General features: G+C 69.1%; 10 protein-coding genes. 4 read left to right on the top strand and 6 right to left on the bottom strand.

The annotated features are described in order from the left end of the window. Positions 1 to 10 precede the first annotated feature (10 nt). Both HCR68_RS09960 and HCR68_RS09955 read left to right on the top strand, forming a co-directional pair. Complete coding sequence (locus tag HCR68_RS09960) at positions 11 to 664, top strand: HAD-IA family hydrolase (protein ID WP_167149070.1); 654 nt, start codon at positions 11 to 13, stop codon at positions 662 to 664. A 95-nt stretch (positions 665 to 759) separates the two neighbouring features. Then, positions 760 to 1,323, top strand: coding sequence for a GtrA family protein (locus tag HCR68_RS09955; RefSeq protein WP_167149068.1), 564 nt, complete (start codon positions 760 to 762; stop codon positions 1,321 to 1,323). A gap of 72 nt (positions 1,324 to 1,395) precedes the next feature. Here the strand turns inward: HCR68_RS09955 and HCR68_RS09950 are convergent, their stop codons facing one another. After that, positions 1,396 to 2,223 (bottom strand): peptidyl-tRNA hydrolase, encoded by an 828-nt coding sequence (locus tag HCR68_RS09950; RefSeq protein WP_243859039.1) that lies wholly within the window; start codon positions 2,221 to 2,223, stop codon positions 1,396 to 1,398. A 264-nt stretch (positions 2,224 to 2,487) separates the two neighbouring features. Here HCR68_RS09950 and HCR68_RS09945 point away from each other — a divergent pair, with 264 nt between their 5' ends. Beyond that, on the top strand, positions 2,488 to 3,759 hold the full coding sequence (locus tag HCR68_RS09945) for a M48 family metallopeptidase (RefSeq protein ID WP_243859044.1): 1,272 nt from the start codon (positions 2,488 to 2,490) through the stop codon (positions 3,757 to 3,759). 163 nt (positions 3,760 to 3,922) lie between these two features. On the opposite strand, the gene HCR68_RS09940 is transcribed toward HCR68_RS09945, so the two are convergent. The 4 genes from HCR68_RS09940 to HCR68_RS09925 all read right to left on the bottom strand — a co-directional run bounded on the left by HCR68_RS09940 (position 3,923) and on the right by HCR68_RS09925 (position 10,119). Then, entirely contained in the window at positions 3,923 to 5,281 is a 1,359-nt protein-coding gene (locus HCR68_RS09940) for a PAS domain-containing protein (protein ID WP_167149064.1), read from the bottom strand. A 944-nt stretch (positions 5,282 to 6,225) separates the two neighbouring features. Beyond that, positions 6,226 to 7,218 carry an arsenic resistance protein gene (locus HCR68_RS09935; protein ID WP_167149062.1) on the bottom strand — a complete coding sequence of 331 codons (993 nt, stop codon included), beginning with the start codon at positions 7,216 to 7,218 and terminating at the stop codon, positions 6,226 to 6,228. A gap of 54 nt (positions 7,219 to 7,272) precedes the next feature. Next, positions 7,273 to 8,340, bottom strand: coding sequence for an LLM class flavin-dependent oxidoreductase (locus tag HCR68_RS09930; RefSeq protein WP_167149060.1), 1,068 nt, complete (start codon positions 8,338 to 8,340; stop codon positions 7,273 to 7,275). A gap of 228 nt (positions 8,341 to 8,568) precedes the next feature. After that, on the bottom strand, positions 8,569 to 10,119 hold the full coding sequence (locus tag HCR68_RS09925) for a glutamine synthetase family protein (protein WP_167149058.1): 1,551 nt from the start codon (positions 10,117 to 10,119) through the stop codon (positions 8,569 to 8,571). 1,185 nt (positions 10,120 to 11,304) lie between these two features. Between HCR68_RS09925 and HCR68_RS09920 the strand changes: the two genes are divergently transcribed. After that, entirely contained in the window at positions 11,305 to 12,423 is a 1,119-nt protein-coding gene (locus HCR68_RS09920) for a hypothetical protein (protein WP_167149056.1), read from the top strand. Here HCR68_RS09920 and HCR68_RS09915 read toward each other — a convergent pair. Continuing rightward, the gene (locus HCR68_RS09915; protein ID WP_167149054.1) at positions 12,335 to 14,044 is read right to left on the bottom strand and encodes an MDR family MFS transporter; all 1,710 of its coding nucleotides are present in this window, start codon (positions 14,042 to 14,044) and stop codon (positions 12,335 to 12,337) included. The genes HCR68_RS09920 and HCR68_RS09915 overlap by 89 nt on opposite strands. Positions 14,045 to 14,080: the final 36 nt, after the last annotated feature.

The raw sequence follows: 14,080 nt of genomic DNA, 5'->3' as shown, positions 1-14,080 counted from the left end.
GGATCGGGGTGTGAGTACCTCTGAGCCCGTCATCCCGCCCGCCTCGTCCACGCCCGTGCGCGCCGTCCTGCTCGATGCCGACGGCGTCCTTCAGCTCATCGGCACCCCGTGGGACGAGGCGCTGACCCGCGGCGGCGGCCCCGCCTTCGCCCAGGCCGTCATCGATGGGGAGGCCGATGCCCTGGCGGGCCGGGAGACCCTCACCGAGCTGCTGGAGCGGGTGGTGGAGACTCTGGGGCTGGAGCTGCGCGCATCGGACCTGCTGGAGATGTGGCACCGGGCCACACCCGACCCGCTGGCCTGGCAGCTGGTGGGAGACCTGCGCCGGGCCGGTTACACCACGGTCCTGGCCACCAACCAGCAGTGGGAGCGCCGAGCCTGGATGCGCGAGCACCTGGGCTATGACGGCCTGTGCGACATCGACGGCTACTCGTGCACCCTGGGGGTGGCCAAGCCCGATGCCGCCTATTTCCACCGGTTGCTGGAACTGGCCGGGGTGCAGGCCGATCAGGCCCTGTTCGTCGATGACAGCGCCACCAATATCGCCGCGGCCCATGAGGTGGGCTTGCGCACTATTCACCATCCGGCCGATGCCGGCGGCGATCTGCTGCGCCGCGAGGTGTCCCAGACCCTGGCACAGGCCGCCGCTCCTCCGGAAGGATGAGACGGCTCGGCGTCCCATCCGCCTGTGGGAACTTGCCTGACCGGCGCCCGCGGGGAAGACTCCCCCTGACACCAGCGATCAGGGAAGGACACCTCATGGCAGGAACGACGGCGGACGGCCGGGCCCCCGAGACCACCACCGAGACTGAGTCTGCATCGTCCTCCGCCCAGTCGCCCGTCTCCGGCGCGAGGCGCGCCCCCGAGGTCTTCCTGCGCCTCATCACCGCGATCCACTCCGTCCTGCCGGGCTTCGTGCGCCGCCGGCTGCCGGTGACCTTCATCGGCTACGCGATCATCAACGGCTCGGCCTTCATCCTGGACATCAGCTGCCTGTGGGTGTTCTACAACCACCTGCACTGGTACTACCCGGTGGCCGTCACGGTCGGTTACGCCATCGCCGGCGCCTACTCCTTCCTGCTCAACCGCTGGCTGAACTTCCAATCCCACGGGCACGTCGTCGAGCAGGGGGCGGGCTACACGGTGGGCCTTGTCAGCCAGTACGTCATCTTCATCCTGGGGCTGTCCTCGCTGCTGCACTGGTTCGGGGTCAACGCCGAGCTGGCGCGCGTCATCTCGGCCTGCTGCGAGGGCATCTACCTCTACGTGTTCATTCGCCTGTGGGTGTTCCGGGGGACCCCGGAGCCCAAGAAGGCGCGCTAGCCCTCGGGTTCCCCCGCCGACGTCTGAGCACCCGGGGCGTCGGTGGTCCCGTCGTTCTTCAGAACCCCGCACTCACCAGAAGGCGCGGGTGGTCTCCGTGGGGCCGTCGAGCTCGGTGAAGCCGGCGTCGGTGACGTGGACGGGACGGGTGGTGGAGGCCCACTGCTCCCGGCTGGGCACGACGACGCGCACCCGGTAGCCGTCCTCGGCCCACGCCCGCCGCACGGCGGAGGGCATGGCCGGACTCTCCCAGGCCAGCTGGGCGGCGTGAGCGCACTGGGCGGCGAGCTTTCCCGAGGTCATCTCGTGCAGGGGCGTGGCCTCGATCGTCACGAGCGACCCGGTGGATGCCGACGCCGCCGTCAGCGCGATCTCGCTGGCCGCGGCCGGGTCCTTCGCGACGCGCGCGGTGATCGCGGCCGGCGGTGGGGGCAGCTCGTCGCCGGACGGGAAGTGGGTGCCCTCCACCTGGGTCTTGGCCAGGGCCCCGGGCAGGGGGCGCACCGGTCCGGGCACGAAGGCACGCGCCGCCGCCCGCCCCCAGCCGACCGGACCGTCCTGGGTGACCGTGACGCCGTCGATGTCCTGGACCTCATCCCATCGCTTGCCGCGGGCGCGGCGCACGAGCTTGCGGATGCGTCCGTCACGCCAGTAGTCGACGGCCTGGTTCCATGGCCCGCCCGGCGCGGAGGCGGGCGCGGCCAGGAGGGCGACGACGGCGCGGGCGGCGGCCTCGGCGACGTCGATGCGCCGCGGCGGGTGGACCTTGTCGTAGCGCACGGCGATCTGCATCCCCCAGGGCACCTCGTGATCCAGGTGCCCGGACAGCGAGGGCGGCTGCGGCCAGGAGGCCGGCAAGGAGGAGGGGGACGGCGAAGGAGAGGCTACGGAGTGCGGCACGGCAGGAGCCTACGGCCTCGCCCACGCTCGCGTCAGAGGCCGGGACCGCCGCCGGAGACCCCACCGAGCGGCGCAATCCGTCGGAGGAGAAGGCGACTTTTTCCCACCACATGGCGGATAAGGGCGTGGCGAAGATCCTCCTGTGGCAGGAGAGGGATCCTGGGGCGAGTCGTTTAAGTTGCCACCATGCAACCACCTGCTCCGTCCACCGTCCCCGATCCCTCCGGCCCTGCGCCGTCGACCGGGGCTCCTGCTCGACCCCGGATCCTCAACGGCGCGACCGTTCACGGCATTGCCGGGATCCGGGGTCTGCGTCACCCCGCTGAGATTCCTCTGCTCATCGCCGCTGTCCTGACCACGTTGATGGGCTACGGGATGTGGTTCGTGGTCATCAGCTGGCTGGCCGGCTCCTCGAACGCCACCGGCCTGGAGGCCGAGGTCCGCAGCCAGTTCCTGGACGGCGGCACCCTGTCCCAGGTACTGCTGGTGATTCCCCTCGTGCCCCTCATCGTGTGGGCAGTCCGCGCCATCATGTACGCCCAGCTGCGGGCGAGCTCGGTACAGATGTCCCCCACCCAGTTCCCGGAGGGGTACCGGATGGTGGTCGAGGCGGCCCGGGAGTTCGGCCTGCGGCGAGTCCCCGACGCCTACGTGGTGCTGGGCAACGGCCAGATCAACGCCTTCGCCTCCGGCCACGGATTCCGACGCTTCGTCGCCGTCTACTCCGACCTGTTCGAGATCGGCGGGCAGGCCCGCGACCCCGAGGCGCTGCGTTTCATCATCGGCCACGAGGTCGGCCACCTCGCCGCCGGTCACGTCTCCTACTTCCGTCTCATCTTCTCCCAGCTGGTCGGCTACGTCCCCTTCCTGGGGCAGGCCTTCTCGCGGGCCCAGGAGTACACGGCGGACAACCACGGCTACGCCAACGCGCCTCAGGGCGTGTCCGGAGCCATGGGGGTACTCGCCGGCGGCAAGTACCTGGGGGCCGAGGTCAACACTCATGCCCTGGCCGATCGCGCCACGCGTGAGAAGGGCTTCTGGCTCCACCTGAGCAACTGGCTCTCCAGCCACCCGATCAACACCTGGCGCGCCCATGCCCTGCGCGACCGCAGCCGTCCCGGGCGGATCATGATCCGCCCGCCGGAGTCGACCGCCTGGTTCCCACCCTCGGCTCCCAGTGGCAGCGGGTGGTCCGACTCCTGGCCGACGCCGGAGCAGATGCTCTCGGTGCTGGAGTCCACCACCACGAGCGTGCCCAGTGAGGAGCAGTTCGGCCGCTACCCTGGCGTGAGCTATGAGACTCCCCGCAACGAGCTGCGCTGGGCCTCCCCGGTCCCGGTCCCCGCTGGACCGGCCGGTCCGACGGCGTCCGAGGCCGCCTACTCCACTCCGGCTCCCGCGGGAGAGCAGCAGCCCGTCTCGTACGGGTACACCCCGCCGGCCGGGCAGGAGGACGGGCCCATGGGTGGATCCGGAACGGCTCCCCTGAGTCCGCAAGGCCCGCAGGATCCGCACCCCGACCCCGGCCGGCACTGAGATCGACCAGGCACCGGCAGGCATCTGCCAGCACAACAACGGCGCCGGTCGGGTGAACGCGAGGGTTCACCCGACCGGCGCCTTTCCGGGTCCGAGCCACCCCGGGCCAACCCGCGCCGACCGGCGCTGACCCGCGGTTCGCCGGACCCTTCGGTCCCAGGTATCAGCGTGGGGCGACGGCGCTGGCCGCCGCCGTGAAGGCGCTCAGGGCTCCGCGCAGGTCGGCGGCGCCGTCGGCGACGTCGATGGTCTGGCAGCGGGCGGCGAGGTCATCGAGCTCGGCCAGGCGATGGCCGACGGACTCGACCACGCCGGAGGCCGCGGCGGACAGCTCGGCGGCCGCGGCGGGCAGGGCGGGGTCGGTCGAGGCCGGCGAACCGGTCCACAGCATGAGGAGCTGGTTGGGAATCGTCATCATCCGGCTGGCCTCGCCGATGTAGGCGACCGCCTGAGCCGCGAGCGTGTGGTGCGCATGGGCCTGGCGCTCCATCTCGGCAATGCCGTCATTGAGGGACTCGATGAGGTCGGGAATGGCCTCGGCCGAGTACTGCGGGTCGCCGACGCCGTCGATGAGCTCAACGGTGAACAGCGAGGTGATGGTGGCGTGCAGGCGGGCCAGGGCGATGCGGAAACGGGTCCGGGCGCCGTTGGTGTCGAGCTGGGCCAGGGTGTCGACGAGCCGGGCGACCAGTGGCCTGACGAGCCCCTGCATCTGGATCCACAGGTCCAGCAGGTCGGCCAGGGGCTTGACCCGGGGGTCGGAGCGATCCAGTGCGGCGATCCGCTCGGGGCTCAGGCGAGGGTCCTCCAAGGTCTGGGTCAGGCCCTTGCCGGCGGCCTTGAGGGAGGCCGACAGCTCGGCGAGCTGCTGCTGGCCGGCCATCCAGGAGTCGAGCCCGGCGGCGATGGTGGTGACCGAGTCGAGCATGACGCGCAGGTTCCCGGTGGCCCCGGGGCGCACCGGGATGCCCTCGGAGAGCTCCTCGCGGCGCGCCACCTCCGCGGGCAGGGCCGTGTTCTGGAACTCCTCGTAGGAGGACAGGCCCGCTCCGGCCAGCAGCTCGGCGATGCGACCGAGCCCCTGCTCGGCCGCGGCCCGCCGGTTGGCGCCGTCGGCGATGGCCCGGTCCTCGACGCCGCGGGCGTCACGGTAGATGGCGCAGGCGGTGTCGAACAGGTCGGTGCACACCGGTCGGGTACGCACTGAGAGGTAGCCGCCGTCGGACAGCGGGGTGACGGTGGCGAAGACGTCGTACTCGCTGCCGTCAGCGGCGAGGTTGCGCACGTAGGCGGCGAAGGGGCTACCGGTCTTGAGGGTGTCCCACATGGCCTTGAAGGCGCCGCCGGGCATCTCCGGGTGGCGGATGATGTTGTGCGGGGCGCCGGAGAGCTCATCGCGTCGGTACCGGGAGAGCTCGATGAACACGTTGTTGGAGTGGCGGATGACGCCGCGCGCGTCAGTGGTGGAGAAGAAGAGCTGGTCCACGCCCACCTCGTGGGTGGCTCCGGTGACCTGTGGCATAGTCAAGTGCTCCTTGAAGAGATCGGGGCGCGACGGCGGCCGGCGTGGCGAGACGGGTGATCCTCACCTTCCGCCCGCTGATTGACGGTTGGACGGCTGAACAATACACCCCATTTCCGAGACAGGGTCTGAAAATTTGCCGTAACTGACCGCTTACACGGGTGTACCGCCCAGTCGTGATGTGCATCTTTTCACTGATCACAGCACGTCATCTCACGACAACGTCTCGAGCCTCTCGGCGAAGTTGTCTGACGTCAGCCCCTTCACGCCTCACCAACCAACAGTAATGGGCGCCGAGAAACAGTGATCGCACAACCCGGAGGAAAAACAGTGGAACCGCTTATGCGTGTAAAAACGCCACGAGAGACGGCATCGACTGCATAACACCAAAGCCCCCGCAGAGAATCTCATGAATACAGAACAAATACGTCGAGTAAGTTCTCAGGCAACTTTCAGATATATTGAAGTGCACCCACAGGAGCGGCGGGTTACATTGTGTCTGCCGCCGGACGGAACTGGTCGCGAGGGTTGGGGAGCCCGATGACCGATCGGATTTCGAGGCCGCTCGGGTTGATAGGGAGCCCGGCGCGAGCCGCTCCGGCGAAGGAGGGTGAGTCCTCCTGGATCTATGGGAATCCAGGGCGATGCCACCCTCAACGACAGGGGCCTGTGGGGCCCGGAGTCATCCGGGCCCCACAGGCCGTGTCATCACCGGACGGGTTCATCAGGCCGATCATGAGGCGGTCCACCGGTGCGCATCCCTTTTCCGCCTCCGACCGCGTCGGCGGCTTACGGCAGTATCGCAGTGGTATCGGGGAAATATCGTGGCAGTATCGCGGCAATATCGGCACGCTCTCGATCTCGATAGCGCCCCTGCTAGCCGACCTATCCGATATCCGATGACCGGGAGACCACCCACCTCGTCGGCTCGGCCGTGCTTCCGTTCAGCGAACGAGGCGGGGAACCAGGCGCACGCCAATCACCATGACAATGAGTTCCACCAGAGTCTGAGTGACAACCACGATCGGAGCCATTCCCATCGAATCGGGCAGAGCCAGGGCCAGTGGGAGAACCACCAGTGAGTTGCGGGTGGTCGCGGAGAAGGCGAGGGCTATCCGCTCCTGGCGCTCTTGGCGGGCCAGACGACCAACAACGTCGCCGGCCACCGGCATGATGAGGGCGAAGACCACGAAGAGGGGAACGACCCGCACGACCACGTCGGGACGGGAGACGACCTGGGGAACCTGCGAGGCCACGACGAGCGCCAGGGTCGCCATCATGAGCGGCACCATGAGGGATGTCGCCGTCGTGGCGACCGCTCTGGAGCAGCGCGCCATCATGGACGGTCCCTCGGCCGCCCGCTGAGTCAGCACTGACAGCCCCAGGGGCAGCGCGATCATGACGAGGAAAGCCTGCGCGAAGGGCCACCAGCTGATGCCACTGCCTTGGGGGCCGGGGCCGTCGGCGGCGAGTGCGAGCCACAGGGGCAGCACGAGGGCCTGGACGAGCATGAGCACCGGCGAGGCGGCCAGGGTGCGCGACCAGGCACCGCCGGCCAGACGGGTGAAGACCATGACGTAGTCGACGCAGGGCGCCAGGAGCACCAGGAGGGTGCCGGCCAGGAGGCCGGGCTCATCGGCCACCAGGCGGGACAGGGGCAGTACCACCGTCGGTGCCACGAGGAAGTTGACCACCAGGAGTGCCGTCATGAACCGGGCGTCGGCGAAGGCGGTCCGCAGACGGGTGAAGGGCACGCCGAGGAAGGTGGCGTAGAGCAGCGCCGCCAGCACCGGGGTGATGGCCGCCTCGAGGACGCCTCGCGCCGCGGGCGCCGCCAGTCCCACAGCGACTCCACCCGCGAGCGCTCCCAGGTAGAGGGCCACCTGATGGCGCTCCGTCCAGGCGATCAGGCGGGACGCCTCCTCAGAACTGGCCATGAGGGAACCGTACCGCGGTCGGCCGGAGGGTCCCGGCCGACCGCCGTCGGAGCGCTAATCCTCCAGGGAGTAGCCCGTCACCGGTCCAGCAGTGTTGGGCTGCCATCCCAGCGCCGGTGCGACGTGCTCGGCGAAGGCCTGGAGGATGTGGAGGTTGAAGTCGACGCCGAGCTGGCTGGGGATGGTGAGCATGACGGTGTCGGCGGCGTGGAGCGCCTCGTCCTGAGCCAGCTGCTCGACGAGGACATCGGGCTCGGCGGCGTAGGTGCGTCCGAAGGTCGACTGCAGGCCGTCGATGATGCCGATCTGGTCGCGGGAGTCCTCGCCGCGCAGGGCGAAGAACTTCCGGTCGACGTCGGAGACGATCGGGAAGATGGAGCGTGAGACGCTCACGCGCGGAGTCCAGTCGTGGCCGGACTCCTTCCAGGTCTCGCGGTAGCGGCGGATCTGCTCGGCCTGGAGGTGGGAGAAGCCCTCGCCGGTGGCCTCGGTCAGGAGGGTCGAGCTCATGAGGTTCAGGCCCTGGCGGGCGGTCCACTCGGCGGTCTCGCGCGAGCCGGCGCCCCACCAGATGCGACGGTCCACGCCGGGGGCGTGAGGCTCGATGCGCAGGCGCGAGCTCGCGCCGGGGGCCATGCCGCCGGAGGTGTCGAGGTCGGCCTGCGGGACGCCCCGGACGGCGTCGAGGAACTGGGTGGTGTGGGCACGGGCGACGTCGGCCCCGCGCGGGTCGGCGCTGCCGACGTAGCCGAAGGTCTCCCAGCCGCGCCGGGCCTGCTCGGGCGAGCCGCGGGAGATGCCGATGGCGATGCGCTGATCGGTGAGCAGGTCGAGGGCGGCGACCTCCTCGGCCAGGTAGAGCGGGTTCTCGTAGCGCATGTCGATGACGCCGGTACCGACCTCGATGCGCTTGGTGCGGGCACCGGCCGCGGAGAGCAGCGGGATGGGGGCGGCGGCCTGGCGGGCGTAGTGGTGGACGCGCCAGTAGGCGCCGTTGACGCCGATCTCGTCGGCGCCGACCGCTATCTCGACGGCGTCCTTGAGCGCCTGGCCGGCGTCGGGGTCGCCTGGGCCGCGACCGTGTCCGTAGTGTCCGAAGCTGAGGAACCCGAATGCTTTCATGCAATATTCAACTATGAGAGTTCTCGGATCATTCCGTCCGACCGAGCGAGCCGCGTCACCTCCGGGAGACTTTTACTCGGGGGCTCAAGACCAAGCACCACCGCCTCAGAGCCACTACCTGCGCAGATACCGCGAAGCTCGGGGTACCTCCCTGCGGCGACCACCTAAAAGTCGCCATTCGTGACAGATTGAGCCCCCCTCTCCATCAGCAGCCCGCCCCGACTGCACTCAGCCGACGTGGAAGTACCGGGCCACCAGGTCCTCGACCTGGATGCGGGCGTCGGCGATCTCCTCGCGCAGGTCGGCGTCCCCCAGGGCCACGAGCCCGGCTGCCCAGGAGTCGATGAGAGACGCGGGGAAGACCTCGAAGGCCTCATAGTCCTCGCGCTGGGCGAGCATGCGCTCGGCCGCCTGGGCGCAGGAGACCGGCAGCTGGTCGAGTCCCTCGATCTTGGAGGCGTCCCCGCTGACGTAGCGCTCGCCCGCGTACTCCAGCATGCCCGGCTCGGTCAGCCCGATCCTCGCCGCGACGGTGATGCCGGCCAGCAGCAGGTGGATGGCGGCGCTGCCGTCCGGGGAGCGCAGCTCCACGGTCTGGGAGTCCCCCGGCAGCTCGCCCACGGGCGATGCACCGGGGTTGGCGTCGCGGAACATGCGGTCGTCGAGGTTCTGCCATCCCAGCGGCACCCGCACGAGGACCGAGCGGTTGCGGTCGCCCCAGCAGATCGCCGTCGGGGCCTCCTGGTGGGGCACCAGCCGCAGGAAGGAGACGGGCACGGTGTTGCCGAAGGCGGTCAGTGAGGCCGCGTGGGACAGGTAGCCGCCGATGACGCGGCGGGCGACATCGGTCAGCGAGGAGCCGTCGGAGAACTGGTTGACACCGTCCTTCATGAGACGGGTGTGGAAGTGCATGCCGGAGCCGGCCTGGCCGACGGCGATCTTCGGGGAGAAGGAGACCTCGATGCCGTGGGCGTGGGCGACCTCGCGCACCACCCACTTGGCCAGGACCATCTGGTCGGCGGCCCGGGAGACGTCGGTGGGCAGGAACTCGATCTCCTGCTGGACGATCTGGCGCCCGTCGGCCACAAAGTTACCGACCTCGGCGTGGGCGTACTTGACCGCGCAGCCCATGCGCACCAGGTGACCGAGCGCCTCGCTGCGGACCCGGGACCACTTCGAGAACGGAGCGGCCTCGTGGTAGCCGCGCTGCTCCTCGACGCCGAAGAGCTCGTCGACGTCGGAGAAGAGGTAGTACTCGAGCTCACCCAGCGCCTCGAGCCGGCAGCCGGTCTCGGCCTCGAGGGTCTCCTGGGCACGGCGCAGGACCTGCTGCGGAGCGCTGGCCAGCGGGTTGCCCTCGACGTCGTAGAAGCCGCACATGATGTCGAGGGTGGGCTGCTCGGTGAAGGGGTTGAGGTAGGCCGTGCGCAGCCGGGGAACCACGTAGAGGTCGGAGCTGGTGGCCTCGACGACGTCGAACAGGGAGGACCCGTCGACCCGTTCCCCCATCGTGAGGATCCGGTCCAGGTGCGCGGCGGACTGGATCGCGAAGTTCAGCTCCTTGAGCCGCCCGTCTCCGCCGACGTAGCGCAGGTTGAGCATCGTGATGCCCTGCTCGGCGACGAAGCGGATGATGTCAGCGCGCGTGAAGTCCTCGGCCGGCTTGCCCAGGGCCTGGACCAGCGGGTTCGGGTTGAGCGAGACCGTGTCGGTGGACAGCGCGGCGGACGAGCCAGTGAACGAGTCGATGGAGGGCACGGGGGTGTGCTCGGACGGCATGGAGGCTCCTCTGAGGAAGGGCGGACGGAGTCGCGGGGCCGCGGACCCGGCTGCGACAACGACGTCGGACGGTCCGCGGGACGGCTCCGATTCTGTCAGGAAGACCGGAGCAGGACCAACCTCTCTGCCCCGTTCTTTTCAGAGTCTCACGCTGTTGCGCCCTAACCCCGTCGATAACCCCGTCGATATATCGTCCGCTCGGACATATAATGCCCAGCGTGTCAGGTTCGCCTTCATCACAAGGGAAGCCGTCAGCGCGCAACCGCCCGACAGCAGGGCGGCGATGGATGGTACTCATCCACGTCATGGGGGCCAGACTGGGAGTCCGGACAGCCCTGTGGTGCGGGATCGCGGCATGCCTGCTGGAACTGGCGAGGCTCGTACTCATCATCATCCCAGTCTCGGCAGGAGTAGAAGGTGGCGGCGCCGCTGACGTCCTCACCTGGGTGCACACAGCTGTGACAACCATGCCCTGGGCGATCGCGATCACCGGCGGCCTGGGGATCGCACGTGAGCGCGGAGTGCTTCCGGCACCTCATGCCTTCACCGCTGCGGTGGTAGCGATGCTGGCCTACGGGGTCGCCACGGTCGCGGCAGTCGCGTGGGCGGTCGCCTTCGGGGCCGCCGACGTCGGCGCCCCCGTTCCGGCATTCGGTCGTCTGGATATGCCGCTGTTTGTGACCTGCGGCGTCCTCGGGGCACTCGCTGCAGCAGTCGTGGTCGACGGCGTCCTCAGCCTACGCACACGGCTATCCGCGTTACCGCGCGCCGCGGCCGCGGCCGTGGCCGGGACTCCCGCCGTGGTGGCGACCGGGATCACGATCTTCATCCCGATCCCGATCATCGTCATCTCCGTCGTCCTTATAGCCCTGTCCCTCGTCCTTGGGCGCAGAGGACCCCGCCGGCCACCGACGCAACCGATATCACCGTTTTCCCGCCGCCCTCGTCATGCCGACTCCCCGGAGCACCCGGGATCACGAGCGTTCTCCAGGGAAGGGCCCGACGTCCGTCATCCTTTCTGCCGTCCGCGTTCAGGAAGCCTTCACCCATGAGGAATACACCATGAGGGGGCGTCTCGGGTCCCGGCTCGACCGCAGAACGGCGCTGCGGTGCGGCATTCTGGCAGCCGTGATCTACATCGGCTCGATAGCTCTCATGCTTGCCTCGGCTCTTTTGCCCAGATGGGTGGGGGACTCTCCGTTCTTCATCCAGGCCGCACTGTCCTACCTGGTCGGCTTCCTCCTGGCGGTCGGCTTCATCAGCCTTCTACGGGAACGGGCCGCAGTGACCCCGCAGCACGCCGTGCGCGCCGTTCTCCTCTTGGCGCTCGCGCTGATCTCCGGCGGAGCCGTAGCCGTCCTGAGCGTGATCGATGAGCTCACTGCGGACCCGGGCGCCCAGAACCAGTCGAGTGACCACGTCACGCTGGCGTTCCTCCTCGTGTTCTGCACCTTGGGAGCAACCACTGTGGGAGTCCTCGTCGACGGCCTGTCCGCCTGCAGGAGGATGGAGCCCGGGCTGCGCGCCGTCGTCGGGCTCGTGATCGGGGCACTGGCCTCGCCTCTCATCTGGTTGTCCATCACGTTCTTCGGGTTTGCGCAGATCGCGATGATCATCCCTCTCATCGTCAGCGCGCGCCTTCGACCCGCTCTCGGCCCGTATCCGATGGCTCCACCGGACTCGTACCCGCCGGGACCTCACCCCGTACTGAGCCTGCCGGACGGGGTGAGGCGACTGTCCGATCGCAGGATCACGTGGATCCGGCTCCTGGCGGTCAGCGCCGTCGTCGTCGGGGCGGGGGCGGTCGCCTGGGCGGTCGCAGACCGGGCTGCGGGGGCCGCGAGCGCGTATATCGCCTTCATCCCCCTGGTTGCGGCGGTCGCCCTGTGGGTCTCAGGACGCCGCCCCTCCACCACCATCAGCACGTGCGGGCCTGCGCTCCTGGCAGGGGTTTCCGCCATCGGCTTCGCGGCGACGACCTGGTCGCCGCAGCTGCGTGAGGAGTTCGTGGTGGCACCCGTCTCCGCGCTGTGCGGCGGCGTCGCACTCGCCTGGACGCTGCTGGTCTGGCTCCCCGGGGACAGAACCTCGAAAGTGCTGGTGGGGGCGGGAGCCGGGATGGTCTACCTGATCTTCATGACGCTCTCGACGGTGATGTTCACGCAGTACTTCCTCTTCAGCTTCGTCGCAGTGCTGACGCCCGCTTACGGGCTCATCATCCTGCGTCGGCCGCCGGCTTCTGATCCACCTGCTCCCCCGCCGGCTCCGGGCCCTGCTGCGCCAGCTCACTGGACTCAGCCTTGATCTCGGTGTCACCCTCGGCCTCAGCGATCTGCTCCATCCCGGTCTTCTGGGACAGGGGCACCTCCGGCAGGAAGAGCGCGATGACGGAGGTGGCCACGAACAGGGGGATCATCCAGGCGAAGATCGGCAGGAGGGCGTCGGCGTAGGAGCTCGCGACGGCGTCGTGCAGGGCAGTGGGCAGCCGGCTCACCAAGGCCGGTGTGAGCGAGGAGGTGTCCGCCTCGCGGAACTGGGCCAGTGAGGCGAGCACAGCGGGGTCGGCGCTGCGGGCCAGCTCCCCGATCCGCTCGGCGAGGTTGGAGGTGAGGCCCGAGGAGAAGGCCGCACCGATGAGCGAAGCGCCCAGGGACACCCCGATCTCGCGGAAGAAGTTGTTGCCGCTGGTGGCCGTGCCCAGATGCCGGGCCTCGACGGCATTCTGCACCACGGTGACCAGGAGCTGGAAGAACATACCGATGCCAGCGCCTACGACGAAGGTGGCGGCCGAGACCTCCCAGACGGGCGACGTCGTCGACAGACGCGAGAGCCAGAAGGAGGCGCCGGCGGCGATCAGCGGCCCCAGGACCGGGTAGATCTTGTAACGGTCGGTGCGCGAGACGAGGACGCCGGAGAGGATCGAGGAGAGGAGCATCCCGATCGTGATGGGCACCAGGAGCAGGCCGGAGGCGGTGGCCGAGTACCCGTAGACCATCTGCAGGTAGGTGGGCAGGTAGCTCAGGACGCCGATCATCCCGCCCATGGCGAGCATGCCGACGACCGTGGCGACGATGAAGGTGCGGTTGGTCAGGATCGACCAGGGCAGGATCGGGTCGACGGCGCGCATCTCCACCAGACCGAACAGCCCCCAGCAGACGAGGCCGACGACGCCCAGGCCGATGATGACCGGACTGGTCCACTCGTACTGGTTGCCGCCCCAGGTGGCCATGAGCACGATGGCGACGGCGCCGGCGTTCATGAGGGAGAGCCCCCACCAGTCGATGGGGCTGGCCAGGCGGCTGCTGGGCAGGCGCAGGACCAGGGCGATGGCGATGAAGGCGAGGATGCCCAGCGGCAGGTTGATCCAGAAGGTCCAGCGCCAGGAGACGGAGTCGGTCAGCCAGCCGCCGACGATGGGGCCCAGGATCGAGGCGATGCCGAACATGGCGCCCATGGGGGCCATGTAGGTGCCGCGCACGCGCGGCGGGATGAGGTCGCCGGTGATCGCCTGGGAGGAGATCATGAGGCCGCCGCCGCCAAGACCCTGGATGAAGCGGTAGATGATGAGCTGGGTCATCGTGGTGGCGGTGCCGCACAGGGCCGAGCCGATCAGGAACAGGGCGATGGCCACCAGGAAGAGGTTCTTGCGGCCCACGAGGTCGCCGAGCTTGCCGTAGACCGGCATGCCGACAGTGATGGCCAGGGTGTAGGAGGTCAGGATCCAGGCCATGTGGGCGGCGCCGCCGAGGTCACCCACAATGGTGGGCAGGGCGGTGCCCACGATCGTCTGGTCCATGGCGGACAGGAACATGACGACCAGGAGCGAGGCATAGACCGCCCAGAAGCGGTGGTCGGGGTGGAAGTCGGCTCCCGGTTCGTGGAGGGCGGTGCCGGCGGGTGCCGGCGTCGTAGCGCTTCGAGTCACGGATTGCGTCACAGATATGCCTTTACGGGTGAGGTA

This window comes from Actinomyces sp. ZJ308 (assembly GCF_011752065.1).
Taxonomy (GTDB): Bacteria; Actinomycetota; Actinomycetes; order Actinomycetales; family Actinomycetaceae; genus Actinomyces.
Note: the sequence above shows the minus strand (reverse complement) of the source record. Positions and strands in the feature narration are given on the sequence as shown.

Excerpts from the sequence above, each read along its gene's own strand:
- HCR68_RS09955 (WP_167149068.1), top strand. The coding sequence starts at position 760 with ATGGCAGGAACGACGGCGGACGGCCGGGCCCCCGAGACCACCACCGAG.
- HCR68_RS09940 (WP_167149064.1), bottom strand. The coding sequence starts at position 5,281 with ATGCCACAGGTCACCGGAGCCACCCACGAGGTGGGCGTGGACCAGCTC.
- HCR68_RS09935 (WP_167149062.1), bottom strand. The coding sequence starts at position 7,218 with ATGGCCAGTTCTGAGGAGGCGTCCCGCCTGATCGCCTGGACGGAGCGC.
- HCR68_RS09930 (WP_167149060.1), bottom strand. The coding sequence starts at position 8,340 with ATGAAAGCATTCGGGTTCCTCAGCTTCGGACACTACGGACACGGTCGC.
- HCR68_RS09925 (WP_167149058.1), bottom strand. The coding sequence starts at position 10,119 with ATGCCGTCCGAGCACACCCCCGTGCCCTCCATCGACTCGTTCACTGGC.